Below are 26,231 nucleotides of genomic sequence, written 5' to 3' on the forward strand. Positions count from 1 at the left end.
AAAGGGTGACCCCTGGAGGTGATGCGCCATGACCACGCTGGTCGGGTGGCACGTGGAGCTGGAGTTCACCGAGGAAGGCCACCGCACGAGTGCGGCGGCCATGGTCAGGCTCGGTGACGGCACTGAGGTGAAGGCGCGCGGCTACGCCCTGCGTCACCCCTCCGACCCGGAGCAGCTGAGGGTCGGAGAAGAGATCGCGGGAGCGCGTGCGCTCATGGATCTGTCGTCCCAGCTGCTGACGAAGGCACACGGTGAGATCGACGAGGTGACGGGCCGGCACTCCTACCCGCTGACCCACTGATCCACCTCCGCGGCAGGGCGGTCCGGGCCGAGCGTCCGGTCCGCCCGCTACCGTGTCCGCCTCGTGAAGAGGACGGTCGTCAGGGTGACCGCGAGGACGGTGATGGCCGCGCACCAGGTCAGGGCGATGACCGGGGTGTTCCCCGCGGGCTGGTCCAGGAGCAGGGCCCGGAGGGATTCGATCACCGGGGTGAGGGGCTGGTGGTCGGCGAAGCCGTGGAGCCAGCTCGGCATGGTGTCGATGGGGACGAACGCGCTGGACGGGTAGGGCAGGAACATCATCAGGAAGGTGAACCCGCCCGCTCCTTCGGGGGAGTTGGCGAGCAGGCCGAGGGCCGCGGCCAGCCAGGAGATCGCCGTGATGTAGGCGATGAGGAGCCCGGCGGCGGCGAGGAAGGCGGGGGCGCCCGCCTGGGGGCGGAAGCCGATGGCGAGGGCGACGGCGAGGACCAGGGCGGTGGAGAGCAGGTTGCGCGCGACCGAGGCCGCGACGTGCCCGGTCAGGATCGGGATGCCGCCGATGTCCAGGGAGCGGAAACGGTCGATGACCCCGTTCCGCATGTCGTCGGCGACGCTGACGGCGGTGCTCGCCGCGCCGAAGCCCGCGCACAGCAGCATGGCGCCCGGGACGACGTAGGTGACGTACGCGGTGCCGGTGTCGATGGCCCCGCCGAAGAAGTAGACGAAGATCAGCATCAGCATGACGGGCAGCATCAGCGCGGTGATCAGGGCGTCGGGCCGGCGGCTGCTGATGCGCAGGCCGCGGCCGGCCAGGGTGAGCGCGTTCAGGGGCATGGCGGTCATCGGTCGGCTCCCGTCAGAGCGAGGAACACGTCGTCGAGGGTGGCGCTGCGGACGGCGAAGCGGTCGACGGCGGTGCGGTCGGGGTCGAGTTCGTCGAGCAGGGAGCGGACGTCGGCGGCCGTGCCGTCGGTGGGCAGGCCGAGCGTGAGCTCGTCGGGGTCGTGGTGGACGGCGTGCGGGGCGAGCGCCTCGTAGGCGGTCCGGGTGGTGAGGGTCAGGTCGAGCCGGTGCCCGGCGACGCGGGACTTGAGCTCGGCGGGGGTGCCTTCGGCGGCGATCCGCCCGTCGGCGAGGACGGCGACGCGGTCGGCGAGCCGGTCGGCCTCCTCCAGGTACTGGGTGGTGAGCAGCACGGTCGTGCCGTCGGCGCGCAGTTCCCGTACGAGGTCCCACAGGTCCTGGCGGCTGCGCGGGTCGAGCCCGGTGGTGGGCTCGTCGAGGAAGAGCACCTCGGGTCGGGCGACCAGGCTCGCGGCGAGGTCGAGGCGCCGGCGCATGCCGCCCGAGTACGTCTTCGCGGTGCGGTTCGCCGTGTCGGCCAGCCCGAAGCGATCCAGCAGCTCGTCGGCGCGGGCGCGGGCGGCGCGCGGATTGAGCCCGGCCAGGCGGCCCATCATGCGGAGGGTCTCGGCGCCGGTCTGGAGCTCGTCGACGGCCGCGAACTGGCCGGTGAGGCTGATGCGTTCGCGGACGCGCGACCGGTCGGCGGCGATGTCGTGACCGGCGACGCGGGCGGCGCCGGAGTCGGGGGCGGTGAGGGTGGCCAGGATCCGGACGGCGGTGGTCTTGCCCGCGCCGTTGGGGCCGAGGAGGGCGAGGACGCTGCCGCACGGGACGGCCAGGTCGATGCCGTGGAGGACGCGGAGGTCGCCGTAGGACTTGGTGAGTCCGGTGGCGTGGATACCGAGGTCGTACGTGGCCATATCCGGGACCACGCTCCCTTCTGCGTATGGGTTACGCGCTTCTGTGTAAGTAATACACAGAACTAGGATGTGGGTCAATCGAGTAGGGCGGAGGGAGGGACGGCCATGGCGGACGAAGAGAGTGGCACCGGGCTCCCCGCGAGCCTGGAAATGGCCTGGGGTCTGCGCGAACGCCCCGGCAAGGGACCGCGCCCCACGCTGACGCTGCCGCGGATCGTGGATGCGGCGGTCGCCCTCGCCGCCACCGAGGGCATGGACGCCGTCTCCATGGGCCGGGTCGCCAAGGAGCTGGGCGTCTCGACGATGTCCCTCTACCGGTACGTCACGGCGAAGGAAGAGCTCTACATCCTGATGTCGGACGCGGGCGTCGGCGCGCCGCCGGCGTCCTCCTGCGGGGAGGGGGCGGACTGGCGGGAGCTGCTGTCGGAGTGGGCGTACGCGCAGCGGGCCGTCCTGATGGCCAACCCCTGGATCCTGCGCATCCCGATCACGGCCCCGCCCGCCACCCCGAACCAGCTGGCCTGGATGGAACGGGGCCTCGCGGCGCTGGCGGACACGGGCCTGGAGGAGAGCGAGAAGCTCTCGACGATCATCCTGATCGGGGGCCTGGTGCGGAACGAGGCGACGATGGCGGCCGACATGATGGACGCCATCGTGAAGTCCGGCGTCTCACCGGACCAGGTGGTGGGCCAGTACGTACGCACGCTGCGGCTGCTGACCGCCCCGGACAGCCACCCGGCCGTGACGCGGCTGCTGGAGTCCTCGGCGTTCACGGGCTCCGACGAGCCGGATTTTCAGTTCCGGTTCGGCCTGGGCCGCCTGTTGGACGGCCTGGCCGAGTTGATCAGCGGCCGTCGCTGATCCAGCCGGTGAGTCCCGCCCAGGCGGCGGGGGCCAGGTCCAGGACGGGGCCGTCGCTGACCTTGCTGTCCCGGACGTGGATCTGGGTCGGGCAGGCGGCGACCTCGACGCAGTTGCCGCCTTCGCTGCCGCTGTAGCTGGACTTCCGCCAGGCGACGGCCACTTCCAGGCAGTTGCCGCCGTCGCTGCCGCTGTAGCTGGACTTGAACCAGGCGAGTTGGGTGCTCATGGATCTCCTAGCAGCCGTTTCAACAGGTCCCTGGTCTCATCGGGGTTGAGGGCCTGTGTTCGCAGCATCGCATACCTCTGGGCGAGGATGCTTATCTCGTCGAGGTTGGAGACGACCAGGCTGCCGCGTTGGCTCTCGATGTACGCGATGTGCTGGTACTCCGGGGTCTCCAGCAGGACGAAGGGGCCGTCCAGCGCCGGGTGGAGGGTGCGGTCCAGTGGCAGGACCTGGATGGACACGCCGGCCAGTTCGGAGCAGGTCAGCAGGTAGCGGAGCTGCTCCCGCAGAACCTCCTGGCCACCGAGGGGGCTGGAGAGGACCGGCTCCCAGATGACGAAGCTGGCGAGCATCGGCTGCTCGCGGCTTAGGTTGGTCTGGCGCTTGAGGCGGGCCGTTGTCTGGTCCATGAGCTCCTCGGCGCTGTAGATCGGGAGACGGCTGTGGAAGACCGCCTCGGCGTACGCCTTGGTCTGGAGCAGGCCCGGAACGACCTGGTTCTCGTACGAGGAAATGGCGGCTGCCTTCTGCTCCATGTTGATCAGCGGCTCCGCCCACGGTGGGATCACGTCGATCTTCGGCATCTCGTTGGCGGCCACGGTCAGCACGCCCGGCAGGCCCAGATGGAGGTCCATCAGTTCGGCGACGTTCGGCATGAGGGTGCGACGGCCCTGCTCGATGGAGCCGACGCTCTCTTCGTCCAGATTGACCAGTTCGGCGAGCTGCTTCTGGGTCAGGCCCTTGGCAACCCTACCGGCGGCTACCTGCCTGCCGACCATCTTCATGGTCGTGGCATTGGGGCGTGGGCGTTTCCTTGGTGGCATGGCGATGAACTCCCCGCCGTCCGGCGCGAATTATCCTTCGCCGACCCGTACTCATCACAGAGTACGGGTCGGCACACGGTGACACGGTAGTCACTCCACGCGACGATCGTCCGGTGAATCTCAATACTCAGGCGGCCCTCGTGCGCGAGCGGCTCTACCCCCGGTCGCCCCAAAGCATCGCGGCTGCACGCCAGTTCACACGTGACACCGCACAGGCATGGGGGCTGGTCGACCGCCACGACGACATGTCGCTCTGCGTGAGCGAGCTGGCCACCAACGCGCTGCGTCACGGCGTCCCGCCAGGCCGCGGCTACCTGCTGCGCCTGCTCACCTTCGACGGCACGGTACGGATCGAGGTGCACGACAGTGGCCCCGGGCTGTCGCGGATCCTCGGCCGCCCGCCGGGCATGGGGCTGACGCTCGTAGGGGCGGTCGCCGACGACTGGGGGGTGCTCGCCCGGACCCCCGGCAAGGTGGTGTGGTGCGAGGTCCGGGTCGGACCGCCGGTCTAGAGGGGCGCGGGCCTCAGCTGTGCGTCCTGGAGGAGGGAGATCTGCTGGGCGATCAGGGCGGGCTGGAAGGCGCGTTCGTCGAGGCCGGCGGTCGACTGTCTGGTGAACGTGGCGACGACGCTGCCGGTGCGGATCACCGTGTACTGGGTCACGTGCAGGCCGAGTTCGGTCGGGGCGGTGACCTCGAACTGCACCGCTTCGTTCCCGAGCCGCGGGGCAGGGCCGACGGTGACCGTGCCCTTGTAGGTCATGGTCGGGGCCGGGGCCGGGGCCGGGGCCGGGGCCGGGCTCTCGTAGTAGCGGCAGGTGCTCAGCCCCTCGGTGATCAGCCTGAAGGCATCCTGCGCGCCGGTGGCCCCGTACGAGGCGAGGGTGGAGTGGCTGCTGCCGAGGTCGTTCCTCCAGTTGAACGACTGCTCGGCCACGACCGGGGTCGGGCGGGACACGTGCCGGGCATGGGCGGCCGCGAGCAGCTGCGCGCAGGCGGGGTCGGACGGCTCGGACTTCGGGCCGCCCGCCCGGGACTTGCGGACGGAGACCGGGTGCCCGTACGCGTCCGGGGTCTCCTCGGCCGGCAGCGCGGCCGCCACCAGCTCCGCGGCGGTCAGCGGGCGCGTCGCGGGAGGAGGCGAGGCGGAGGGGGACTCGGAGGCGAGCACGGGGGAGGAGGGCTCAGGCGCCGGTTTCCCGGGAGCCGCCTCGCAGCCGGTGATGGCCAGTACGGCGACGGCTGCCAGGGCCGGCAGGCCGGAAGCCCGCCGGACAACGGGTATCGGCATGTCGGTCCCCCGGAACGGTGTGGATGATCAGGCGGAGGCTACCCGGCCGTGTCCCGCCGTCGCCACGGTGTTCCGCCTGTCGGTCGGCCTAGCCGGCGGCGGTCAGGGTGGCGGCGAGGCGCATGCGCTCGTCCAGTTGCTTCTTCACCCGGTCCAAGGTTTCCGCGTTCTGCTCCACCAGCCGCTTCTGGTAGGCGACTTCGACCGTGTACCAGGTGCCCACGAGATTCGTCTGGTTCTTGCAGTCCACGTCCTGCTTGGCGATGGCGATCGCCTGCGGGCTGCCGATGTTGGAGTCGTTGATGCCGGGCGGCTGGTCCAGCGGGCTGTTCATCGTGTGGCCGTGCTTGCCCATGCACGCGCTCCAGGACTTCGTGGCCTCGCGGACCCGGCTGTCGTCGCGGGAGCGGGCGAAGCCCTCGAAGCCGAAGTTCTGCGGGACCATCATGTCCACGGTGTCCTTGGACGGGTTGTAGAGCTTGAGCGCGCTCTCGCGCAGGCAGCCGCCCGCCGGGACCTTCTGGCCGCCGACGACCGTGGTCGCCTCGTCGGACTTCTCCGCCTCCTCCTGGCTCATCGGGACCGGCTTGGAGGGGTCGACCTCCAGCCCGTGCAGCACCAGTTTCTCGTTGGGGCCGAGGGACGGCTGCGGCGGCCGCTGTCCGCCCCTCGCCGCCGGGTTCTCGTAGCCGGTGCGCTCGGCCTCGGCGGCGTCGGAGACCCCGTAGCGCCGGTTGTTGTCGTTCTTGGCGGCCGGGTCGGCCTGGCGCCGCTGCTGGTAGCGGAAGCCGTAGCGCTGCATGCACTGGTCGACGAGTACGTCCTGCGCCTGGTCGAGCTGCCCGCGCTGCCGGGCGTCCGGGAGGTAGGGGTCGAGGGGGTAGGCGAGGTCCCGGCTTTCGAGCAGCTGCGGTACGGCGCCGATCGCGGGTTCCTTGCCGGAGTCGCCGGTGGCGCCGCCGTCCGATACCGAGCAGCCGGCCAGCAGGAGCGTCAGTACGACTGCGGAGGCCGTCAGGGCGGGCAGTGCGGGACGCGGCGGGTGCATGGTGACTCCGTGGGGCGGGGGTGGTCGGGGTGGGGGGCAGCAGTTCCGCCGGGACGGCGAGGGCGGAACTGCCGGTCGTGCGCTCCTAGAAGTAGAAGGCCGAGGAGATCGTGTTGGTGAAGGTCGAGTTGGTGTTGCCGCGCGCGCCGGCCGGGATGGTGGCCGTATAGCCCTGGCCCCCGAAGCCGGTGTAGATCTTCCAGTCGTACGTGTCCCTGTTCAGATAGGACTCGGTGTAGTTGTCGACGAGCTGGTTGGCACAGCTCTGGGTGCCCTTGAAGAAGTCGTCGCCGAAGTTGATGTCGTTGCCGTAGAGGTCGAAGACCGAGTCCGTCTGGTTCTTGTAGCAGAAGAGGCCGAACTCCCCGGCGGTGAGCCAGCCGTCCTTCTCGACGGCGGCGGCGGAGCCGGCGCCTATGCCCATCGTGACGAGGATCAGGCTTGCGGCGGCAGCGGCGCGCAGCGAATTGCGAAGCTTCATCGGGAATGCCCTTCATTCATTTCGGCCATGGCGGGGGCTCGGGAACTGACCGCCGAGAAGTCGATCACGCTGGGGCGGTCGCCGCAACTATCCCTGAGTACAAGGTCCTTGGGGTCCTTTTGGCCTATGGTGCGATGACATGAAGGCGCCTAGGAGGCCTGCTGTGCCCAGTCTGTGGATCCGGTCCGTGGCCGCTCCCGCCCTGCTCTCCCTCCCGCTCCTCCTGTCCGGCTGTTCCGGTGGGGACTCCGCTTCGGCCTCGGCACCGTCCTCCGCGCCGCCCTCCGTCTCGTCGCCGGTCCCGTCGGTGTCCGGTGAGCCGCCCAAGCGCCCCAAAGGCGAGGTCCTCCCCGAGATGGCGCCCTTTTTCCAGTGCCTGAAAGAGAAGGGGCTGCCGATGAAGGACACCCCTTCGGGGATTCCGGTCGTGGATGATTCCAAGGCGGATCCGGAGAAGACCAGGGAAGCGGAACGTGCCTGCGAGAGTCTCGTGCCGGCGACGCCCGTGAGCGCGGAACAGCACGCGAAGGCGAAGGAGTTCACCGCCTGTATGCGCGCCCACGGCATTGCGGAGTTTCCGGATCCCGATCCGAAGACGGCGAGGCACGACTACGAGGGCATGGGCCTGAAGGGCACGAAGGAGGGGGACGAGGCCCTCAGGGCGTGCGCCTGGGTCAGGTGAAGTCGGGTGTGAAGGCCGGGGCCCTGCCCCGGCCCCCCGGTGGACGGGACCTGCTGACGGGGTCGTTATGCGGACTGGTCGACGGCCCGGGGCGTGATGACCGAGAAGACGCCGCCCTGCGGGTCCGCCAGGACGGCCATGCGGCCCGCCACCATGTCGAAGGCCGGGGCCATGACACTGCCTCCGGCCCGTTCGGCGGCGGCCTGGATCTCGTCGACGCTGTCCACGCGGAAGTACGCCATCCAGTGCGGCGGCACCCCGGCGGGCAGCTGGGCCAGGTCCATCATCCCGGCCACCGCGCGGCCGTCCACCTTGTACTCGGTGTAGAACTCGGCACCGGGGATGGTGGAGCGGGCCGTGGTGACGGGCAGGACGGCGGTGTAGAAGGCGGCTGCGGCGGGGACGTCGCCGGTGTTCAGCTCGTTCCAGTTGAGCGCGCCGTGCTCGTTGACGATGCCCGCGCCGTCGAAGGTGCCGGGCTGCCACAGGCCGAAGGTGGCGCCGGTCGGGTCGGCGATGAAGGCCATCCGGCCCAGGTCCATGACGTCGGCCGGGCCCATCACGACCGTGCCGCCGGCGTCGGTGACGGCCTTGAGGGTGCCGTCCAGGTTGTCGGTGGTCAGGTACGTGTTCCACACGGTCGGCGGCATCGGGTCGGGCACGCTGCCGTCCGGGTTGGACGCCTTCATGATCCCGGCGACCGGCTTGCCCTTGAGGTGGCATACGGAGTACCCGCCGGTCTCCGGGGGGCCGATCTCGCCCTGCCAGCCGAAGAGGTCGCAGTAGAAGTCCAGGGCCGCCTGCTGGTCGGGGACCATCAGGTCGATCCAGCAGGGGGTGCCGGGCTTGTAGGGGCCGTTCATGTCGGGCACGGATGCCTCCGGGGTGGCGTGGCGCGGGCTGAACGGGGCGTCCCCTACCCGGCCCGCCGGGCCCGAATCCGCCCGTACGGGTGAGGCCCGGTGCGCGCGAGCGCGAGGCGGGCGGCGGCCCAGCCGAAGCCGAGGCAGGCCGGGGTGTAGAGCGCGAGGTTGAGCGCGTAGAAGGCGCTGCCGGCCGGGCTGTCGAGCACCCCGGCGACCCACCCCAGCCCCGCGAGGGCCCGTACGCCCATCCCGGCGGCCACGGCACCGGTGACGGCCCGGGTGACCAGCCCGCCGCGCCCGCGGGAGTGGGCGAGCACGGCGGCGGCCCCGGCGAGCGTGAGCGCGGCCAGCGGCAGGACGGTGGCGGGCGCGAAGGAGGTCTCGATGCCGAGCACGGCGAGCGAGAGCGCCCGCGCATCGGCGGCGGGCCAGGTGGCCCCGGTGGCCCAGTACAGGTGCACCAGCCCGTCGGCGGCGAGGAGTCCGGCGAGCGCGAGGCCGGTGCGGTGTCGTGTGGTGGTCTGCATGTCCGAAGAGAGGGGCCCGGCAGGGGAAACATTCCCTGTGGCCCCCGTCACATGGGATGCGAGGATCAGCGCAGCACACGCTTGCCGGCGAGGAACGCGGGCAGGTCCGCCACGTCCAGCACGCGGACCGATTCCGCGGCGTCGGGGAGGACGTCCCGGTAGGCGGTGATGTCGCGCGGGTCCGAGGTGACGATCACCGAGCTGTAGTGCCGCGCCGCGATCACCACGGCCAGACCGTCCACGGCATCGGGGCGCTTGCCCTCAGGGATCGCGGCGGTGGCCAGGATCCGGCCGGCGCGCTTGGCATCGTCTTCGATGTGCCCGGACAGGCACACCCCGCAGGACGGCGGGGCCGAGGAGCGCACACCGAAGACGGTGCACTCGGGAACGGCTCGCGTGACGGGAGTCCACCGGCCGGGCCGCCAAGCCTGGGCCAGGACGGGCAACGGGATCACCGGAGGGTGGTCCCGCTCCGTCAGGTACCGGTGGAGAAGCCGTGGGCTCTGCTCCGCGCGGTCCAAGGCGATCAACATGCCGGTGTCGTAAACGAAGACGGGGATGCTCACGCGATCCAGTCCCGCGACCCGGGAGTGAGCGCCTGGGCGATGCCTGCCCGCGCGGCGTCGAGTTCGGCCTCGTCGAAGTCGTCGTCCAGGTTGGCGGGGGCCGCATCGCCTCGGTCGCCGCGATGTCCGCGTCGACGACCACGAACCCCGGGCAGGCGGGGTTCACCGGGTACCAGCTGGTCCGCAGCGACCCCATCACCATCGGCGGGCTCGGTATTGATGTGGTAACGGTCCCCTGCCCCGCCGGAAAGAGGGTCCTCGGCGGCGGACTGACCGTGGACTCCGGAGTCCAGTCGGACGTCACCTTGAACACGTCTGGTCCCAATCCGGCGGGCACCGCTTGGGTAGTGGGATACACAGCAAACGTGGGCGCTCATCCGCCGGTTACGTTCCACGTCTACGCGACCTGCGCGAACGTCGGCAGCTGACGAAACGGCCCCGCCCTCGGCAGCGAATCCTGCCGGGGGCGGGGCCGTTCAATGCGCTCAGGCGGTGGGGCGACGGCGGCGGCCCGTGCCCGCCACCAGGGCGGCGCCCATGGCCAGGGCCACGCCCGCGCCGCCGAGGGCCCAGGTGGTGGCCGCGTCGGCGCCGGTGGCGGCGAGTTCGCCGCCGGTGTGGCCGCCGGGGGTGGTGTCGTTGATCGGCTTGGAACCGCCGTTGGGCTTCGGCTCGTTGCCGTTCCCGCCCTTGTCGCCCTTGTCGTCGCCGGTCTCCGGCGTGGCGGCGACGAGCTTCGTCAGCTGCGGCTTGGAGTGCGACTGGACGATCCCGTCCTCGGGGTCGTCGCCCACCGGGCCCATGCCGAAGCTGCGGATGGACAGGTCACCCTTCGGGGCGTTGGCGGTGAACTTGACGCGCACCTGGACGTCGAAGCTCTGGCCGGCCTTGACGGGACCGCTGGCGAGGTCGAAGCCCAGCCACACGCCCTCCTCGGTCAGCAGCTCTGCCTCGTGCCAGCCGGCCTTGCCGTCCATGCCCTTGCTCAGGACCTCGACCTTGATCTGGTCCGCCTGCATCGACACCCAGTCCGGGCGGGCCATGACCATGCCGAGGTAGAAGTCGTCCAGCGCCTTCTTGCCCGAGTTGTCGACGTGGACGGAGAAGGTGGTCCAGTCGCCGCCCACCGCGATGCTGTCGGGTACGCCGTTCACCGTCAGCTCGGGGCCGTCGACGAACACCGGGTCCTCGTGGCCGTCCGCCGCGCCGCTGATCTTCGTCGAGTACCAGGAGGCGGGGGAGTGGTCGGTGCCCTTGGCGGTGCGGCTCTCGCCGTCCGAGTACATCTCGAAGGGGAGGACCGGGGTGCCCGCCGCGAAGCTGATCCGCACGTCGAGGGTGTAGACCTTGCCGGTGGCGACGTTCGGAGTGGTCCCCAGGCCGTACTGCAGGGCGGGGCCCAGCTCCTCGCCCTGGGCGAGCTTGCCCGACTGCCAGGAGCCGTCGGCGCCGCGCCACTCGACCTTGACCTGGGAGGGCTTGAACTTCCCGTCCTCTTGGAAGACGGCCAGGTGCGGCGTGTAGTTGGGCACCGCGATGTGACCGGAGTTGTCGACCGTCACCTTCAGCGGGGTCCAGCTGCCGTCGGCCTTGAAACCGTCCTTGGGGATGCCCGCCACGGTGACCTCGGGGCCCATGAGGATCCCGTCGGACTCGGCGTCCTGCTTGTCCTCGGAGGGCTTGGCGTCCTTCGAGGGCTGCTCGGTCTTCGGCGTGGTGGGCGCGGGCGTCGGCGCCGCGGGCTTCTCCGCTACCGGCGTGGGCGCGGGCGTCTCGACGACCGGAGCGGGTGCGGCGTCGTCCTTCGGCGCGGTGTCCGGGACGATCACGGCCGGCTGCTCGGCGGCCATCGCGGGCGTGGACAGCAGGGCCGTCGGACCGGCCACGGCGACCGCCGCCACGGCGGCGATGCGCTTGATCTTCTTCACTTGGCTCCCCCAGGGCTTTTTTGAACGCGATCAGGCTAAGGGCGTTTGGCCGATTTCAAACGGCTGGGAGATTACGAATCGCCAACGGCCCCGGCAGCAGCTGCCGGGGCCGTTGGCGATATGCGCGGGTTGCGGAGATGTCAGAGCTTCTCGGGGGTCCGGATGCCGAGGAGGGACATGCCCTTGGTGAGGGTGGCGGCCGTCAGGTCGCACAGGAACAGACGGTTCTCGACCTGCTGGGGGGTGTCGGCCTTGAGGACCGGGCACTCCGCGTAGAAGGTCGTGTAGAGCGACGCCAGCTGGTACAGGTACGCGGCCAGCTTGTGCGGGGCGTACTCGGCCGCCGCCTCCGCGATCAGCTCGCCGAAGCCGTCCAAGTGCAGGCCCAGCGCCCGCTCCGAAGCCGTGAGCTCCAGCTCCGGGTGGGCGGCCGGCCTGGCCTCGCCCGACTTGCGCAGGATCGACTGGATACGGGCGTACGCGTACTGGAGGTACACCGACGTGTCACCGGTCAGCGAGACCATCTGGTCCAGGTCGAACTTGTAGTCGCGGGAAGCGGACGTCGACAGGTCGGCGTACTTCACCGCGCCGATGCCCACCTGGGCGCCACGCTCGGCGATCTCCTCCTCCGTGAGGTCCTGGGCCTTCTCCCGGACCACGGCGGAGGCCCGCTCGACCGCCTCGTCCAGCAGGTCCACCAGCCGGACCGTCTCACCCTCACGCGTCTTGAACGGCTTGCCGTCCTTGCCGAGGACCGTGCCGAAGGCCAGCTGCACGGCCTTGGTGTCCTCGTTCAGCCAGCCCGCCCGGCGCGCCGTCTCGAACACCATCTTGAAGTGGAGCGACTGACGCGCGTCCACCACGTAGATGATGCTGTTCGCCTTCAGGTTGGCCACGCGGTCGCGGATCGCCGACAGGTCGGTCGCGGCGTAGCCGAAGCCGCCGTCCGACTTCTGCACGATCAGCGGCGTCGGGTTGCCGTCCGGGCCCTTGTACTCGTCGAAGAACACGCACAGCGCGCCGTTGGAGCGGACGGCCACGCCCGACTCCTCCAGCAGCTTGCAGGTCTCCACCAGCATGTCGTTGTAGCCGGACTCGCCGACGATGTCCGGGTCCTGGATGTCCATGTCCAGCTTGTTGAAGACCGAGTAGAAGTAGATCTTCGACTCGTCCACGAACCGCTGCCACAGCGCCAGGGTCTCCGGGTCGCCCGCCTGCAGGTCCACCACCCGGGCCCGGGCCCGCGTCTTGAACTCCTCGTCGGAGTCGAAGAGCGCGCGCGAGGCCTTGTACAGGCGGTTGAGGTTGGACATCGCCTCCTCGCCCGAGGCCTGCGCGTCCGACTCGGCGGCCTTGTGGTCCAGCTCGTGCGGGTGCTCCAGCAGGTACTGGATGAGCATGCCGAACTGGGTGCCCCAGTCGCCGATGTGGTGGCGACGGACCACCTTCTCGCCCGTGAACTCCAGGATCTCCACCATGGCCGCGCCGATCACGGCAGAGCGCAGGTGGCCGACGTGCATCTCCTTGGCGACGTTCGGCTGGGCGTAGTCGATCACCGTGGTGCCGGCGTTCGCGTTGACCGGCACGCCGAGGCGGTCATCGGCGGCGCGGGCGGCGAGCGTCTTGATGATCGCCTCGTCGGTGATCGTGATGTTGAGGAAGCCGGGGCCCGAGACCTCGATCTCCTTGATCACCCCGCCCTTGTCCAGGCCGTCGAGGACGGTCGTCGCCAGCTCCCGCGGGTTGGCCTTGGCCTTCTTCGCGAGCGCCAGGATGCCGTTGGCCTGGAAGTCGGCCCGGTCGCTTCGTCGCAGCAGCGGGTCGGCCGCACCGGCCTCCGGCAGGGCGGAGGTGAGGGCGGCGGCGACGCGCTGATTGACGGACGAAGCGAGCGAAGGGACCGAGGCCATGAGCTGCCGTTCCTGTGAGGTGCGTACGGAGGTCGTACTTGGGTGTTCCGACAAGTGCCGAGTATCCCACGCGGAGGCTGCTCACTTCTCGGCATATCACTGGGCGGAAGCAACCTCGGAGTGGCCCATTCCGTCTGGGAGAATGGCTGAAGCCAGCATTCGAGATAGAAGGACGTGTCGTGGCTCAGAGCGCGCAGAGCAGCACAGAGACCGACTGGGTCTCCCGTTTCGCGGACGAGGTCATCGCCGAGGCGGAGCGCCGAGCCCCCGGCAAAGCGATCGTCGTCGCGTCCGGACTCTCCCCCTCCGGCCCGATCCACCTGGGCAACCTCCGCGAGGTCATGACCCCGCACCTGGTCGCGGACGAGATCCGCCGCCGGGGCCACGAGGTCCGCCACCTCATCTCCTGGGACGACTACGACCGGTACCGCAAGGTCCCCAAGGGCATCCCGGGCGTCACCGAGGAGTCCCACGCCCAGCACATCGGCCGCCCGCTGACCGCGGTGCCCGCCCCCGAGGGCTCCGCCTACCCGAACTGGGCCGAGCACTTCAAGGCCGCCATGGTCGAGGCGCTGGCCGAGCTGGGCGTCGAGTACGACCCCATCAGCCAGACCGAGCAGTACACGAAGGGCACCTACCGCGAGCAGGTCCTGCACGCGATGAAGCACCGCGGCGACATCGACGCCGTCCTCGACCAGTACCGCACCAAGCAGAAGCCGGGCGGCAAGAAGCCCCAGCAGAAGCCGGTCGACGAGGCCGAGCTGGAGGCCGCCGAGGGCTCCGGCGCCGCCGCCGAGGACGACGGCAGCACCGGCGAGGGCGGGTACTTCCCGTACAAGCCGTACTGCGGCGAGTGCGGCAAGGACTTCACCAAGGTCACCTCGTACGACGACGAGACGACCGAGATGACCTACGTCTGCACCGAGGACGAGTTCACCGAGACGGTCAAGCTCAGCGAGTTCAACCGCGGCAAGCTCGTCTGGAAGGTCGACTGGCCGATGCGCTGGGCCTACGAGGGCGTGACCTTCGAGCCCTCCGGCGTCGACCACTCCTCGCCCGGCTCCTCCTTCCAGGTCGGCGGGCAGATCGTGCACATCTTCGGCGGCGAGCAGCCGATCGGACCGATGTACGCGTTCGTCGGCATCAGCGGCATGGCGAAGATGTCCTCCAGCAAGGGCGGGGTCCCCACCCCCGGCGACGCGCTGAAGATCATGGAGCCGCAGCTGCTGCGCTGGCTGTACGCCCGCCGCCGCCCGAACCAGTCCTTCAAGATCGCCTTCGACCAGGAGATCCAGCGGCTCTACGACGAGTGGGACAAGCTGGAGGCCAAGGTCGCCGACGGCACCGTGCTCCCCGCCGACGCCGCCGCTCACAGCCGCGCCGTGCGCACCGCCGCCGGCGAGCTGCCGCGCACCCCGCGTCCGATGCCGTACCGGACGCTCGCGTCCGTCGTCGACATCACCGCCGGGCACGACGAGCAGACCCTGCGCATCCTGACCGACCTGGACCCGTCGCAGCCGCTGACCTCGCTCGACGAGGTGCGGCCGCGCCTGGACCGCGCGGAGAACTGGATCACCACCCAGGTCCCCGCCGACCAGCGGACCCTCGTACGCGAAGAGGCCGACGTAGAGCTGCTGTCCTCGCTCGACGACGAGGGACGCGAGTCCCTGCGGCTGCTGCTGGAGGGACTGGACTCGCACTGGTCGCTCGACGGGCTGACCACGCTGGTCTACGGAGTCCCGAAGGTCATGGCCGGCCTGTCGCCCGACGCCAAGCCGACGCCCGAGCTCAAGATCGCGCAGCGGACCTTCTTCGCGCTGCTGTACCGGCTGCTCGTGACCCGCGAGACCGGGCCGCGCCTGCCCACGCTGCTGCTCGCGGTGGGGGCGGACCGGGTGCGCAAGCTGCTCGCCGTCTGAGCCGTGTGACATGTGGAAGGGCCCGCACCCCTCGGGGTGCGGGCCCTTCCGCGTACGTGCCTATTACTAGGCGATGTGTTCGTTTTCCAGCTCGGTCTGGTAGCGCTGCTTGAGCTGCGGGAAGATCTTGCGGATCAGCGAGGCGCTGCGCGGGTGCACCATCCCGTACCGGTCGGCCAGCAGTATGTCGAGCTGCTCCGCGGTCAGGACCTCGCCGTTCTCCTCCAGGTGCGAGCGGAAGACCTCGTACGCCGCCTCGGCGAACTTCACCGTCTCCTCGTCCGAGGAGTCCAGTACGTACTCCTCCTGGCGCGGGGCCGGAATCGGGAACTCCCGCTGTTGCTGCTGCTGGAGCAGCTCCTCCGGCTCCGGACCGGTCGGCGGCATCACCGGGGTCGGCTCCAGGCCCTCCACCACGTGCGGGTTGTAGCCGCCCTCGTACGCCGCCTGCGGGGCCCGCGGCGCGGCGAACCAGGCGCTGTTGTGCGCGGCGGGCATCGCGGTCGGGTCCACCGCGAAGGGGGCGGGGGCGGGGACCGCGGCGTTCGCCTCCCCGGCCGAAGCCGGCTGCCCGGCGGGCAGCAGCTCCGGCTCCGAGCCCGCGGGCAGCGCTGGGCCGGCGCCGGCGCCGGCGCCGGCGAGACCGGCCGCCCCGCCCGCGGGCCCGGCCGGGACCGCCTCCTGAGCGGGCGGCAGCAGCGCCGGGCTGATCCCCGCCGCCGCCAGCCCCTCCGGGGCCGTCTGCGCGAGCGGGACACCGATCCGGGCCAGCTTCAGCGGCATCAGCGCCTCCACCGGGGCCTTCCGCCGCCAGGAGCGCCCGTAGCGCGCCTGGAGCCGCGCCTGGTAGATCAGCCGGTCCTGCTCCATGCCGACCGCCTGCTCGTAGGAGCGCAGCTCCCACAGCTTCATCCGGCGCCACAGCTTGAAGGTCGGGACGGGGGAGAGGAGCCAGCGCGTGATGCGGACCCCCTCCATGTGCCGGTCCGCGGTGATGTCCGCGATCCGGCCCACCGCGTGCCGGGCCGCCTCCACCGTGACCACGAACAGGATCGGGATCACGGCGTGCATGCCCACACCCAGCGGGTCCGGCCAGGCCGCCGCGCCGTTGAAGGCGATCGTGGCCGCCGTCAGCAGCCACGCCGTCTGGCGCAGCAGCGGGAAGGGGATCCGGATCCACGTCAGCAGCAGGTCCAGCGCCAGCAGGACGCAGATGCCCGCGTCGATGCCGATCGGGAACACCAGCGAGAAGTTGCCGAAGCCTTTCTGCAGGGCGAGGGCGCGCACCGCGGCGTACGAGCCCGCGAAGCCGATGCCCGCGATGACGACGGCTCCGGCGACCACGACGCCGATGAGTATTCGGTGCGTACGAGTCAGCTGCATCGCGGCCACCCGCGATCCCCTCCCCTTGTCGAGCACATGCCGAGCACTAGCAGAGCACTTACCGAGCCTTTGCCAAGCTCCGGCAGGCACAGCGTACGGGTGACCGGGAGTCAACGCTTCCGCAGGCTCCGCCTACTCGCTGGTCGCTCTCCTCCGGCTCCCCTACTGCTTGTTGGCGGCGTCGACCGAGGCGACGGCCTCCTTCGCCGCCGCGATGGCGTCCTGCAGCAGCTTCGCCTGGTCCGGAGCGCCGGCACCCTCGTACGCGGCACCGTTGTAGTCGAGGGTCACGACCACGTTCTGCGTGCGCGCCACGATCGTCGTGTTGAAGAAGTCCACGTCCTTCTTCACGGTGTAGACGACCGACGTGCCCTGGTCGCCGATGCCGCCCGCCGCCTCCGCCTTCACGTTCTGCGCGCCCTCGGTCACCTTCGCCGACTCGACCTGCTTGTTGTACTGCTCCTCCGCGCGCTTGTTGGCGCTGCCGAGGGAGGCATGCGAGTCGTAGCGGAAGAGGGAGATGGACAGCCAGCGGTACTGCGAACCCTTCAGACCGTCCTCGTCGAGGCCGTTCCAGGAGCAGCTCGCGCGGCTGGCCAGGTCGTTCGACTTGGTCGCCGTGCCGTTCTTGTCCTTCGCCTCCGGCACGAGGGAGTCGATCGTGCCGGTCACGACCGTCTTGCACGGGTCGGGCAGCGTCGCGTACGCCGCCTTCTCCAGGGTGGCGGACGGCTTCGCGCTGGCCTTGGCGGACGAGGAGGAATCGGACTTCTTGCCGCCGTCCGAGCCCGAGCCCTTGCCCGAATCGGACGAGCACCCGGCGACGGTGAGGATCACCGGGACGGCTGCGCAGGCGAGAACGCGGGTGAGGCGCGAGGCTGATCGGTGCATGGTTCCTTCAGTACGTTGTGGGTCTTCTTCGGACGCGGAACGGCCGCGCGAACGGCCGCGCGGACCCGAGCAACGGTAGCCCGATCGGGTGGCGGCCTGCTGTGCGCGCCGTCACCCCGGGGCCCGGCGCGCCCCGCTCACTCGTTGAAACGCTCGACCAGAGCCTGCGCCAACTGCCGTGCCTTGTCCTGGATTTCGGCGCTCGGAGGGACCGTGCCGGGCAGCGCGGGCTGCACGCTGTACTCGAGCGTGACGATGACATTCGAGGTGCGGAACACAATCCGCACGGTGCGCGCCTGCGCCGCGGTGGCCCCGGCGGGGCTCAGCTTGTCCTCCAGGAACGCCTCGTTCCCGAGACCCTCCAGCACGCGGGAGCCGAGCTCGGGGGGCGGGGCGGAGGGGGAGCCGGCGGGGGATCCGGCGGGGGATTCGGAGGGGGCGCCGGCGGGCGGGGTCGGGGTCGGTGCCGCCGGGGGCGGTGCGCTCTGGCTCTGCCCGGGGGCCGGGGTGGTGACCGGGCCGGGGAAGGGCAGCTTCGCGTCGGTGAGCCGGCGCACGTACACCTGGCGCGCCTTGTCGTCGTCGCTGGCGGTGGCCCGGTCGTAGGAGACCACGCGCTCGAAGCCGACCGACAGCAGCCGGGTCTCCTCGGGCGTCTGCGCGGTCCAGCGGCAGCCGACGTGCCGGTCGCCGTCGTACGAGGCGTCCGCGACGCCGGCGTAGAGCTGGTCGCGCTGCTCGGGCGTGAGCGAGTCGCCGGCCGGGAGCATGCCCTTGAGCCGCTTGCTGTCGACGCCGGCCTTGCAGGGGGCGGGCAGGCTGCGGTACTTCCCCGGCTGCGCGGGCGCGGCCTGGCTGCCGCCGGCCTTCGAGTCGCTGGTGTCGCCGCCGGTGCCGCCGCTGCTGCACCCGGCGACGCCGGCCACGAGCGCGCTCAGGACCGCGATGGCCGGCAGGGCCCGCCGTACTCGCCGTACCGCCTGGTGCTGCACGTCCACTGGCTGCTCCCCTCCGGAAAATGCGTTGCCGCGGTTCCGACGCGGATGGACACAATGTCTATCGCACACGCTGGTGCTGGCGCCGGTCCTCTGTCGTATTTGGGACCAAGAGCGAGGCTTTTTGCGTATTGAGATTTTTCCGTGGTTTTCGGGGGATTGATTCCATATGTCGTATGTAGAGGTACCCGGGGCGAAGGTCCCGATCCGGATGTGGACGGACCCGGCGTCGGTCGAGGACGGCGCGATGCAGCAGCTCCGCAACGTCGCCACCCTCCCGTGGATCAAGGGCCTGGCCGTCATGCCGGACGTCCACTACGGCAAGGGGGCCACGGTCGGCTCGGTGATCGCGATGAAGGACGCGGTCTGCCCGGCGGCGGTGGGCGTGGACATCGGCTGCGGCATGTCGGCGGTCAAGACCTCCCTGACGGCGAACGACCTGCCGGGGGACCTGTCGAAGCTGAGGTCGCTGATCGAGCAGGCGATTCCGGTGGGCATGGGCCTGCACAAGGAGGCGGTGGACCCGTCGCGCCTGTACGGCTTCTCGGAGGCGGGGTACGAGGACCTTTGGAGGCGCTTCGACTACCTCACCGATGCGGTCAAATTCCGTCAGGAACGCGCCATAAAGCAGATTGGAACGCTCGGAAGCGGCAACCACTTCATCGAATTCTGTCTTGATGAGACAGGTTCGGTCTGGCTGATGCTGCACTCCGGCTCCCGGAACATCGGCAACGAGCTCGCCGCGCACCACATCGGCGTGGCCCGGGGTCTGGCCCACAACCAGAACCTGGTCGACCGGGACCTGGCGGTGTTCCTCGCCGAGACCCCTGAGATGGAGGCGTACCGCAGCGACCTCTTCTGGGCGCAGGAGTACGCCAAGTACAACCGTGCGGCGATGATGGCCCTGTTCAAGGAGGTCGTCCGCAAGGAGTTCCGGAAGGCGAAGGTCTCCTTCGAGCGGGAGATCAGCTGCCACCACAACTACGTGGCGGAGGAGCGGTACGACGGCATGGACCTGCTGGTCACGCGGAAGGGCGCGATCCGCGCCGGCAGCGGGGACTACGGGATCATCCCGGGCTCGATGGGTACGGGCTCGTACATCGTGAAGGGGCTCGGCAACGAGAAGTCCTTCAACTCGGCCTCGCACGGAGCGGGCCGGAAGATGAGCCGGACGGCGGCGAAGAAGCGGTTTACGGCGCGCGACCTGGCGGAACAGACGCGAGGCGTGGAGTGCCGTAAGGACTCCGGCGTCGTGGACGAGATCCCGGGCGCGTACAAGTCGATCGAGCAGGTCATCGACCAGCAGACGGACCTGGTGCAGGTGGTGGCCAAGCTGAAACAGGTCATCTGCATCAAGGGCTGAACTGCGGAGGGGCCCGGACCGTGATTGGTCCGGGCCCCTCCGCGATCTGGCGAGGTAGTGTCAGCTACCTGGGCCAAGGGCCGCAGCCCGTCCGCAGGCGGGTGAGGCGCTGCTTGCACCCTGACTCGGAGCGGCCCAGCTCGATGGACGCGGCGACCGGGTCGCCGAGGTCGAGCAGCCTGAATTCGGGCGGCACGTACATGTGCCGTACCCGGGGGTTCCGGGCACGGCACAGGGTTTTTGCTCAGCGGGGTCCCGGTCGTGACGGGGCCAGGGGGCCGCTGGGTGCTCTATGAGACGTCCTACTCGGCCACGAACGGTCCGGTGGCAGGAACCGGGTTGATGACGAGCAGGTTCCAGCGGTTCGGGGCCGTGGGGCTGCCGCAGTTGAGGTTCGCCGTGGCGACGGTGCCGACGCTGCACGTGAGCTCGTAGACGGTCCCGCTCGTGGTCTGGACCTTGAAGTTCACCCGCTCGCGCTGGCCCGAGACGGTGGCGGCGCAGACGCTGTCCTTGTCGGGGTAGCCGGGATTCTGCGTCGTAGTGGTGAGGTCCTGGCGGAGGTAGGGCACCGTCGCGGTTTGGCTGTGCCGGTGACCCCCGTACGCGACCCCGTCGATCAGGAAGACGGTGACTTCATGGTTTTCGTTCGGGAGGACGGAGTCGATGTCGTTGCCGCACGCGCTGGCTCCAGGAGGGCCAGGTAGGCCGTTCTGGCCGTTCTGGCCGTTCTGGCCGTTCTGCCCGTTCTGGCCGTTGGCGCCGGGGCGACCGGCCTTGCCGTCGCACTTGTCGGGGTGCTTGGCGCCGATCCGGGCTTCGGGGCCGCCGAGGCCGTCCTCGGGGTAGTAGTCATCCTCGCACTCGTCACCGCCCGGCGGGTTCGCCTTCGCCGACGCGGCCGGCTGCGGCTTCTCAGGGGCCGCCTGGGCGGGGGTGGCGAAGCCGAGGGTGGCGATGGCCATCGTGGCCACCGCACCGCCGGCGAGCCATCTGCCCTGTCGGGGCAGCGGGCCCATACGGGACGGTGTCCTTTGCTCAGGACTCATGTGTGTTGCTCCTCGTGGAACCGGTTGGTCTGGCCTTGGGGCGCGATCGGCGATCGGCCTCGACCGGCATCTTTCGGCCGCCGAGAGCCCTACGAGGGGAGGCGCGAGGCCCGATCATCACATCGGGCGTCATATTGCGAGCTGATCAGACGAATGGCCTGTCCGTGGCAGACCTTGTGGTGGGGGGAACGTTCGGTGGTTGGTGACGTGGCCGGTCGGTGGCGAGTGCGGGTGGACGTGGCTGCGGTGGCGGTGGGGTGTGTCGTCGGGCTGGTCGGTTGTTCGCCGGAGAAGGGCGAGGCGGAGGCGGCCAGTGCGTCGGCCGCGCCGGTGGTGCCGATGGTGATCGGCACGGAGGAGGCCGAGAACGTCTTCAACCGGTACCTGTCGGAGCGGATGGCTTCGCTCGACCGGCGTGACGGTGCCGGGTTGGCCGCTGTGGAGACCGGCGAGCTGCTGAAGGAGAGCCTCGCGCGCATTGAGGTGGCGAAGCTCCGGGGGGTCGATGCGCCGGAGTTTTCCTTCGGCCGGCCGGAGTTCTTCGTGCCCGCGGAGCGGGATCAGCAGGGATATCCCCGTTCCTTCGTCGTGCTGAGCAGGGAGCGCTCCGACGAGACCAACGCGGTGCGGGATGCCGCCGTGCACTACTTCCTACAGGAGGCGCCCGGCGGCAGCTGGAAGGCAGCTGCCAGGTCCTGGGTGAACGACAAGCCGGTCGTGGGCGGAAAGAACGAGTCGAACATGTACCACATCTTCGACTACGAGGTGCGGGACCAGGAGATCGCCGCGATCGGGCGCGACACGGCGGGCGCGGTGACGCTGTCGCCCACTGCGGACCGGGAGGTGTGCGGCCGCTATGCGGAGTACATGAGCTTCACCGCGCCCAACGGGGAGCCGGAGAGCGGGTACTTCGTGCCCGGGGAGCTGACCAGCGAGGTCGTCAAGGCGTACAACGTCATGAAGGAGGACTTGGAGCTCGTCAGGAAGCAGTACGCCTTCGAGGTGGTGGGTGCCCACTTGCCGGTGCTGCGGCTGGCGGACGGGAAGTCCTTGGTCACCTGCTCGTTCGTGCGGACCGATAACTGGGCGGGCAAGAGCGCGACGTTCAAGTACGGGAACGGTGATTACGGGGGCGTCGACGCGCTGCTCGGCGGTGGGTACAAGTGGTGGCGGGACACCACCGTGCGGCGCGGTGTGACCGTGTCGTTCGAGGTGCCGCCGACCGGACCGGCCGACGTGGTCGGGAGCAACGCGCTTGAAGCGACCCCGCTTTCGGCCGAAGGAACTCCGAAGTAGGGGATTGACGCGGGCAGTTGGTCTAGACCAAGGTGTGCGACATGTGGAGATCTCGCGTGCTTGTCGCCGCGCTCGCGTCGTTGTCGCTCGCCCTCGGGGCCGCCGGGTCCGCGCAGGCGGGGGTCGGGCTGCCGCCCGTCGTGTCGCATGTGCCGACCTCGGAGAAGGTCGTCTTCATTACGATTGACGACGGCTGGAATCATGATCCCGAGGCCGCCCGGATCCTGCTGGAGAAGCGGGTGCCGGTCTCGTTGTTCCTGCTGCCGGGGGCGACCTCGTACGACACCGGGTACTTCACGGACCTCGTCGAGCAGGGGCGGGCCACCGTGGAGAACCACACCGTGAACCACCCGGACCTCACCACGCTCGACGCCGCCGGCAAGGACGCCGAGGTGTGCGGGGCCGGGGAGCAGCTCCAGGCCGCCTTCGGGCGGGCGCCGAAGCTGCTGCGGCCGCCCTACGGGGCCGTGAACGACGATGTGCGGGTCGCGGCCAAGGCGTGCGGGGTGAAGGCCCTGGTGACCTGGACGTACGACTTCACCACCTGGAGCCAGACGCCGCCGACGCCCGAGCTGAAGGCCGGGGACATCGTGCTGCTGCATTTCACGCCGACGCTGGCCGCGGACCTGGAGCGGGCGCTGGGTGCGGCGAAGGCCGCGGGGCTCAAGCCCGCGCCCCTCATGCCGCACCTGAAGACGGCCGGGCTGGTCCCGTAGCCGAGGCCTCAGCCTGTACCGGCGGCGGCCGACTGCTGTCGCCGGTACCGGTCGAACTGCCAGGCCGTGAAGGCCGGGAACGGCACGGCGACCGCGGGTACGGCCGGGGTTAAAGGTCGCGATGGACCTTCGTGTTCGAGGCCTGGGCGCGGGGGCGGACCACCAGGAGGTCGATGTTGACGTGGCTGGGGCGGGTCACCGCCCAGGTGATGGTGTCGGCCACGTCGTCGGCGGAGAGGGGTTCGGCGACGCCGGCGTAGACCTTCTCGGCCTTGTCGGCGTCGCCGCGGAAGCGGGTCTTCGCGAACTCCTCGGTCTTGACCATGCCGGGGGCGATCTCGATGACGCGGACCGGCTGGCCGACGATCTCCAGGCGGAGGGTCTCGGCGAGGACGCGGGCGCCGTTCTTGGCGGCGACGTAGCCGGCTCCGCCCTCGTACGTGGCGTGGCCGGCAGTGGAGGACAGGACGACGACCGTGCCGTCGCCGGAGGCGGTGATCGCCGGGAGCAGGGCCTGGGTGACGTTGAGGGTGCCGATGACGTTGACCTCGTACATCGTGCGCCAGTCGGCCGGGTCGCCGGTGGCGACGGGCTCGGCTCCGATGGCGCCGCCCGCGTTGTTGACCAGCACGTCGCACCGGCTCAGCGAGGCCGCGAAGGCGTCGACGGCGGCGCGGTCGGTGACGTCGAGGGCGTGGGCGGTCGCGGAGTGGCCCGCCTCGGTGATCTCGGCGGCGAGGGCTTCGACGCGGTCCTTGCGGCGCGCGGTGAGGACGACGTGGAAGCCGGCCGCGGCGAGCTGCCGGGCGGTGGCCGCGCCGATGCCGCTGCTCGCTCCGGTGACTACGGCGGTTCGGGTGGCGGCGGCCGTGCTCATGTGCGGGCTCCTCGGTCGTCGGTCGTTCGTACGGGCGATTCCCCGCCAGCATAGGCGCGGCTCAGCGGCCGCGCGGGGCGTACATGATCACGGCCATGCCCGCGAGGCAGACGAGGGCGCCGGCGATGTCCCAGCGGTCGGGGCGGTAGCCGTCGGCGACGACGCCCCAGGCGAGGGATCCGGCGACGAAGACCCCGCCGTAGGCGGCGAGGACGCGGGCGAAGTCGCCTTGGGGCTGGAGGGTGGCGACGAAGCCGTAGAGGCCGAGGGCGATGACCCCGGCGCCGATCCAGGCCCAGCCCTTGTGGTCGCGGACGCCTTGCCAGACGAGCCAGGCGCCGCCGATCTCCAGGACGGCGGCGAGGGCGAAGAGGGCGGCGGACCGGGCGATGAGCATGGCCGAAAGCCTACGCAGGTCACGCGGGGGGCACGGCGAATGGCGGATCGGCCCGCCCTCATTCGTGTGATGGTCCGACCGGATGGGGGCGGTGGTGGTTAACGTCCGCGCGTGGAGGTGGTGGCGATGCGCCGTGTTGCCGTACGGAGTGTGGTGCTGGCCGGGCTGCTGGTGCTCACCGGGGGGTTGCCCGCGGGAGCCCATACGGGGGAGGACCCAGGGGCGGAGGCCGACGTGGCGTATCACGGGCGGGTCTCCCTGACCGGGGCGCGGCTGCGGATCTGGCTGGTCCCGGAGAACGAGGGTCCGGCGGCGCTGCCGAACGCGACGGTGCGGGTGAGGCTGTCGGCGGAGCTGGCCGACCGGCAGGAGCTGTCGGAGGGGTGCGCGCGGGCGGGGATGCGCGAGGTGGTGTGCGAGACGGGTCCGCTGCCGATGCACGGGCTGGGGCGGCACATCGGGCTGGTGCTGGGGCTGCGGGAGCGCGCGCCGGAGGTGGTGGTGCGGGTGGACACGTGGTGGAACGGCGGGGCGACGGACCGGAACCTCGCGAACAACGAGCATGTGGTGCTGGCGCTGGATACGGGGGACATGTACGCGTTCTAGCGTCCCGCCCCGGAGGGTGTGCCGCTGGGGTGGGGGCCCGCAGGAGGGTCCCCGCAGGACGAGCGCGCAACCACCCTTGCGTGGCGAAGCGCGCCTTGGTGCGCGAGCCGAGGAGACACTCCGGAGGGACCCCGCCCCACCTGTCCGCTCCCGCCCCGGGGGCCCGGCCGGCCAGGCGGCCCCGCCGACTACGCCGACGCGGTGCCGAATTCGACCAGGGCCTCGTCCACGATGCGTTCGAGACGGGCGTGGTGGGCGCCGCGCCAGTAGACGCGCTCGCAGTCGGTGCACTGGGCGAAGACGTCGTAGGAGCGGTGCGTGCCGTGCTCCAGGCGGTCGCCGACGCTGTCCTTGTCGGCTTCGTGCAGCGGCCCGTTGCACGCGGTGCAGCGCGTCCACGGCGCGAGCTCGGGCGCGAACCGGCTGAGGACGTCGCGGAGTTGGTCGTCGGGGTTGTCGCTGTAGACGTACGCCCCGGCGAACAGCTCGCGGCGGCGCAGCAGTCCGCGGTCGCGGGAGAGCAGCACGCGCTGCTCCGCAGCGGAGCGGGTGGCGAGGGCCGGGTCGCCGATGTCCTCGTTCTCGTACGCGGCGTCGACGCCGAGCAGGCGCAATCGGCGGGCGAGGGTGCCGAGGTGGACGTCGAGGAGGAAGCGGAGCGGGGCGCCGTCGACGCGTTGGGGCCGTACGACGCCGAACACCTCCACGGACTGCCCGTCTTGGGGCACGTACGAGACCGGCACCTCGCGCCCGTCGACGAGGAGGCGCCCGACCTCGGTGAGCGGGACCCCCGCCGATTCGACGACGTGGCCGAGGCTGGATGCGCCGTCGGTGGCGGTCGGTACGCGTTCGGCGCGCCGGCTGGGGGCGGCGAACAGGCGCAGTTCGGGGGCGAGGGTGAGCTGAATGCCGGGTCCGTTCACCCTGTCAGCATGCCACTGCCGGGGCGCTGGGCGCGGCTCAATTACGAGGTCGCGGCGGTCTGGTCGTAGGTGTCGCGGTTGGTGCTGACCTCGTCGAAGTGGTTCTCGGCCCACCGTTTCACGGAGGAGAGCAGGCAGCCGAGGCTGCTGCCGAGGTCGGTGAGCCGGTAGTCGACGCGGACGGGGACGGTGGGGGTGACGGTGCGGGAGACGATGCCGTCCCGTTCGAGGGAGCGGAGGGTCTGGGTCAGCATCTTCTGGCTGACGCCGGGGATCTTGCGGCCGAGGTCGCTGTAGCGCATGGAGCGGTCCTCAGCCTCGCCGAGCGCGCTGACGATGAGGCTGACCCACTTGTCGCTGATCCGGGACAGGAGCTGGCTGGTGGGGCATTCGGCGAGGAAGGCGTCGTAGGCGGAACGGGCCTCTTCGCGGATCGCTGCGGCGGTGCGGGTGGCCATGGGTGCCCCACTTCCGGGTCGGGTACGCACCTTCAAGTGCGTACTTACGAAAAGAGAGTACCTCTCCCTAGGTTAGTGCTCACCGCGAACGAGCGAACAAGCGAACGAATCGAATGGGGAG

At 70.5% G+C, this 26,231-nt stretch carries 30 protein-coding genes; 9 read left to right on the plus strand and 21 right to left on the minus strand.

What is annotated here, in order from left to right:
• The first annotated feature begins 28 nt into the window (after positions 1-28).
• On the plus strand, positions 29-301 hold the full coding sequence (locus ACGFYU_RS30525) for a DUF1876 domain-containing protein (RefSeq protein ID WP_393830540.1): 273 nt from the start codon (positions 29-31) through the stop codon (positions 299-301).
• Between the two features lie 47 nt (positions 302-348).
• On the opposite strand, the gene ACGFYU_RS30530 is transcribed toward ACGFYU_RS30525, so the two are convergent.
• Complete coding sequence (locus ACGFYU_RS30530) at positions 349-1,104, minus strand: ABC transporter permease (protein ID WP_393830541.1); 756 nt, start codon at positions 1,102-1,104, stop codon at positions 349-351.
• Positions 1,101-2,027 (minus strand): ATP-binding cassette domain-containing protein, encoded by a 927-nt coding sequence (locus ACGFYU_RS30535; protein ID WP_393830542.1) that lies wholly within the window; start codon positions 2,025-2,027, stop codon positions 1,101-1,103. Before ACGFYU_RS30535 ends, ACGFYU_RS30530 begins: the two co-directional genes overlap by 4 nt.
• 105 nt (positions 2,028-2,132) lie before the next feature.
• Between ACGFYU_RS30535 and ACGFYU_RS30540 the strand changes: the two genes are divergently transcribed.
• Complete coding sequence (locus ACGFYU_RS30540) at positions 2,133-2,888, plus strand: TetR/AcrR family transcriptional regulator (protein WP_393830543.1); 756 nt, start codon at positions 2,133-2,135, stop codon at positions 2,886-2,888.
• On the opposite strand, the gene ACGFYU_RS30545 is transcribed toward ACGFYU_RS30540, so the two are convergent.
• Complete coding sequence (locus ACGFYU_RS30545; protein ID WP_393830544.1) at positions 2,872-3,117, minus strand: DUF397 domain-containing protein; 246 nt, start codon at positions 3,115-3,117, stop codon at positions 2,872-2,874. The two genes, ACGFYU_RS30540 and ACGFYU_RS30545, sit on opposite strands and share 17 nt — an antisense overlap.
• Positions 3,114-3,893: a Scr1 family TA system antitoxin-like transcriptional regulator gene (locus tag ACGFYU_RS30550; protein ID WP_393830545.1), complete on the minus strand. Its 780-nt coding sequence runs from the start codon at positions 3,891-3,893 to the stop codon at positions 3,114-3,116. Before ACGFYU_RS30550 ends, ACGFYU_RS30545 begins: the two co-directional genes overlap by 4 nt.
• A gap of 158 nt (positions 3,894-4,051) precedes the next feature.
• Between ACGFYU_RS30550 and ACGFYU_RS30555 the strand changes: the two genes are divergently transcribed.
• On the plus strand, positions 4,052-4,450 hold the full coding sequence (locus ACGFYU_RS30555) for an ATP-binding protein (protein WP_393830546.1): 399 nt from the start codon (positions 4,052-4,054) through the stop codon (positions 4,448-4,450).
• On the opposite strand, the gene ACGFYU_RS30560 is transcribed toward ACGFYU_RS30555, so the two are convergent.
• From ACGFYU_RS30560 to ACGFYU_RS30570, 3 genes are all read right to left on the minus strand, one after another.
• A complete protein-coding gene (locus tag ACGFYU_RS30560) occupies positions 4,447-5,229 on the minus strand; it encodes a hypothetical protein (protein WP_393830547.1) in 783 nt (260 codons plus the stop codon). The two genes, ACGFYU_RS30555 and ACGFYU_RS30560, sit on opposite strands and share 4 nt — an antisense overlap.
• Positions 5,230-5,317: 88 nt before the next feature.
• Positions 5,318-6,277, minus strand: coding sequence for a hypothetical protein (locus ACGFYU_RS30565; protein ID WP_393830548.1), 960 nt, complete (start codon positions 6,275-6,277; stop codon positions 5,318-5,320).
• 85 nt (positions 6,278-6,362) lie between these two features.
• The gene (locus ACGFYU_RS30570) at positions 6,363-6,758 is read right to left on the minus strand and encodes a hypothetical protein (protein ID WP_393830549.1); all 396 of its coding nucleotides are present in this window, start codon (positions 6,756-6,758) and stop codon (positions 6,363-6,365) included.
• Between the two features lie 187 nt (positions 6,759-6,945).
• Between ACGFYU_RS30570 and ACGFYU_RS30575 the strand changes: the two genes are divergently transcribed.
• The gene (locus tag ACGFYU_RS30575) at positions 6,946-7,440 is read left to right on the plus strand and encodes a hypothetical protein (protein ID WP_393830550.1); all 495 of its coding nucleotides are present in this window, start codon (positions 6,946-6,948) and stop codon (positions 7,438-7,440) included.
• A gap of 65 nt (positions 7,441-7,505) precedes the next feature.
• Here ACGFYU_RS30575 and ACGFYU_RS30580 read toward each other — a convergent pair whose 3' ends face one another.
• From ACGFYU_RS30580 to argS, 5 genes are all read right to left on the minus strand, one after another.
• On the minus strand, positions 7,506-8,303 hold the full coding sequence (locus tag ACGFYU_RS30580; RefSeq protein WP_393830622.1) for a VOC family protein: 798 nt from the start codon (positions 8,301-8,303) through the stop codon (positions 7,506-7,508).
• Between the two features lie 53 nt (positions 8,304-8,356).
• On the minus strand, positions 8,357-8,833 hold the full coding sequence (locus ACGFYU_RS30585; RefSeq protein WP_393830551.1) for a DUF3995 domain-containing protein: 477 nt from the start codon (positions 8,831-8,833) through the stop codon (positions 8,357-8,359).
• Positions 8,834-8,898: 65 nt separating this feature from the next.
• Positions 8,899-9,366, minus strand: coding sequence for a hypothetical protein (locus ACGFYU_RS30590; RefSeq protein WP_393830552.1), 468 nt, complete (start codon positions 9,364-9,366; stop codon positions 8,899-8,901).
• Between the two features lie 518 nt (positions 9,367-9,884).
• On the minus strand, positions 9,885-11,327 hold the full coding sequence (locus tag ACGFYU_RS30595) for a hypothetical protein (RefSeq protein WP_393830553.1): 1,443 nt from the start codon (positions 11,325-11,327) through the stop codon (positions 9,885-9,887).
• Between the two features lie 140 nt (positions 11,328-11,467).
• On the minus strand, positions 11,468-13,237 hold the full coding sequence (gene argS / locus ACGFYU_RS30600) for an arginine--tRNA ligase (protein WP_393830554.1): 1,770 nt from the start codon (positions 13,235-13,237) through the stop codon (positions 11,468-11,470).
• A gap of 179 nt (positions 13,238-13,416) precedes the next feature.
• Between argS and lysS the strand changes: the two genes are divergently transcribed.
• Positions 13,417-15,156: a lysine--tRNA ligase gene (lysS, locus tag ACGFYU_RS30605; RefSeq protein ID WP_393830555.1), complete on the plus strand. Its 1,740-nt coding sequence runs from the start codon at positions 13,417-13,419 to the stop codon at positions 15,154-15,156.
• 66 nt (positions 15,157-15,222) lie between these two features.
• Here lysS and ACGFYU_RS30610 read toward each other — a convergent pair whose 3' ends face one another.
• From ACGFYU_RS30610 to ACGFYU_RS30620, 3 genes are all read right to left on the minus strand, one after another.
• A complete protein-coding gene (locus tag ACGFYU_RS30610) occupies positions 15,223-16,548 on the minus strand; it encodes a DUF2637 domain-containing protein (RefSeq protein WP_393830556.1) in 1,326 nt (441 codons plus the stop codon).
• A 153-nt stretch (positions 16,549-16,701) separates the two neighbouring features.
• Positions 16,702-17,430 carry a DUF3558 family protein gene (locus ACGFYU_RS30615; protein ID WP_393830557.1) on the minus strand — a complete coding sequence of 243 codons (729 nt, stop codon included), beginning with the start codon at positions 17,428-17,430 and terminating at the stop codon, positions 16,702-16,704.
• A gap of 137 nt (positions 17,431-17,567) precedes the next feature.
• Positions 17,568-18,428 carry a DUF3558 domain-containing protein gene (locus ACGFYU_RS30620; RefSeq protein ID WP_393830558.1) on the minus strand — a complete coding sequence of 287 codons (861 nt, stop codon included), beginning with the start codon at positions 18,426-18,428 and terminating at the stop codon, positions 17,568-17,570.
• 166 nt (positions 18,429-18,594) lie between these two features.
• On the opposite strand from ACGFYU_RS30620, the gene ACGFYU_RS30625 reads away from it, so the two are divergent.
• The gene (locus tag ACGFYU_RS30625; protein ID WP_393830559.1) at positions 18,595-19,788 is read left to right on the plus strand and encodes an RtcB family protein; all 1,194 of its coding nucleotides are present in this window, start codon (positions 18,595-18,597) and stop codon (positions 19,786-19,788) included.
• A 64-nt stretch (positions 19,789-19,852) separates the two neighbouring features.
• Here the strand turns inward: ACGFYU_RS30625 and ACGFYU_RS30630 are convergent, their stop codons facing one another.
• Together ACGFYU_RS30630 and ACGFYU_RS30635 are read right to left on the minus strand one after the other, a co-directional pair.
• A complete protein-coding gene (locus ACGFYU_RS30630; protein ID WP_393830560.1) occupies positions 19,853-19,990 on the minus strand; it encodes a hypothetical protein in 138 nt (45 codons plus the stop codon).
• A gap of 100 nt (positions 19,991-20,090) precedes the next feature.
• On the minus strand, positions 20,091-20,837 hold the full coding sequence (locus tag ACGFYU_RS30635) for a hypothetical protein (protein WP_393830561.1): 747 nt from the start codon (positions 20,835-20,837) through the stop codon (positions 20,091-20,093).
• Positions 20,838-21,044: 207 nt separating this feature from the next.
• Between ACGFYU_RS30635 and ACGFYU_RS30640 the strand changes: the two genes are divergently transcribed.
• Positions 21,045-22,133 (plus strand): hypothetical protein, encoded by a 1,089-nt coding sequence (locus ACGFYU_RS30640; RefSeq protein WP_393830562.1) that lies wholly within the window; start codon positions 21,045-21,047, stop codon positions 22,131-22,133.
• 41 nt (positions 22,134-22,174) lie between these two features.
• Positions 22,175-22,849 (plus strand): polysaccharide deacetylase family protein, encoded by a 675-nt coding sequence (locus tag ACGFYU_RS30645; protein WP_393830563.1) that lies wholly within the window; start codon positions 22,175-22,177, stop codon positions 22,847-22,849.
• A 109-nt stretch (positions 22,850-22,958) separates the two neighbouring features.
• Here the strand turns inward: ACGFYU_RS30645 and ACGFYU_RS30650 are convergent, their stop codons facing one another.
• Both ACGFYU_RS30650 and ACGFYU_RS30655 read right to left on the minus strand, forming a co-directional pair.
• Complete coding sequence (locus ACGFYU_RS30650; protein ID WP_393830564.1) at positions 22,959-23,726, minus strand: SDR family NAD(P)-dependent oxidoreductase; 768 nt, start codon at positions 23,724-23,726, stop codon at positions 22,959-22,961.
• A gap of 61 nt (positions 23,727-23,787) precedes the next feature.
• Positions 23,788-24,123: a YnfA family protein gene (locus ACGFYU_RS30655; protein ID WP_393830565.1), complete on the minus strand. Its 336-nt coding sequence runs from the start codon at positions 24,121-24,123 to the stop codon at positions 23,788-23,790.
• 126 nt (positions 24,124-24,249) lie between these two features.
• Between ACGFYU_RS30655 and ACGFYU_RS30660 the strand changes: the two genes are divergently transcribed.
• Complete coding sequence (locus ACGFYU_RS30660; protein WP_393830566.1) at positions 24,250-24,729, plus strand: hypothetical protein; 480 nt, start codon at positions 24,250-24,252, stop codon at positions 24,727-24,729.
• 188 nt (positions 24,730-24,917) lie between these two features.
• Here the strand turns inward: ACGFYU_RS30660 and ACGFYU_RS30665 are convergent, their stop codons facing one another.
• Together ACGFYU_RS30665 and ACGFYU_RS30670 are read right to left on the minus strand one after the other, a co-directional pair.
• Positions 24,918-25,652: a Mut7-C RNAse domain-containing protein gene (locus tag ACGFYU_RS30665; RefSeq protein ID WP_393830567.1), complete on the minus strand. Its 735-nt coding sequence runs from the start codon at positions 25,650-25,652 to the stop codon at positions 24,918-24,920.
• A gap of 41 nt (positions 25,653-25,693) precedes the next feature.
• Complete coding sequence (locus ACGFYU_RS30670) at positions 25,694-26,110, minus strand: winged helix-turn-helix transcriptional regulator (RefSeq protein WP_393830568.1); 417 nt, start codon at positions 26,108-26,110, stop codon at positions 25,694-25,696.
• Between the last annotated feature and the right edge of the window lie 121 nt (positions 26,111-26,231).

Source organism: Streptomyces sp. NPDC048337 (assembly GCF_043201175.1).
Lineage (GTDB): Bacteria > Actinomycetota > Actinomycetes > Streptomycetales > Streptomycetaceae > Streptomyces.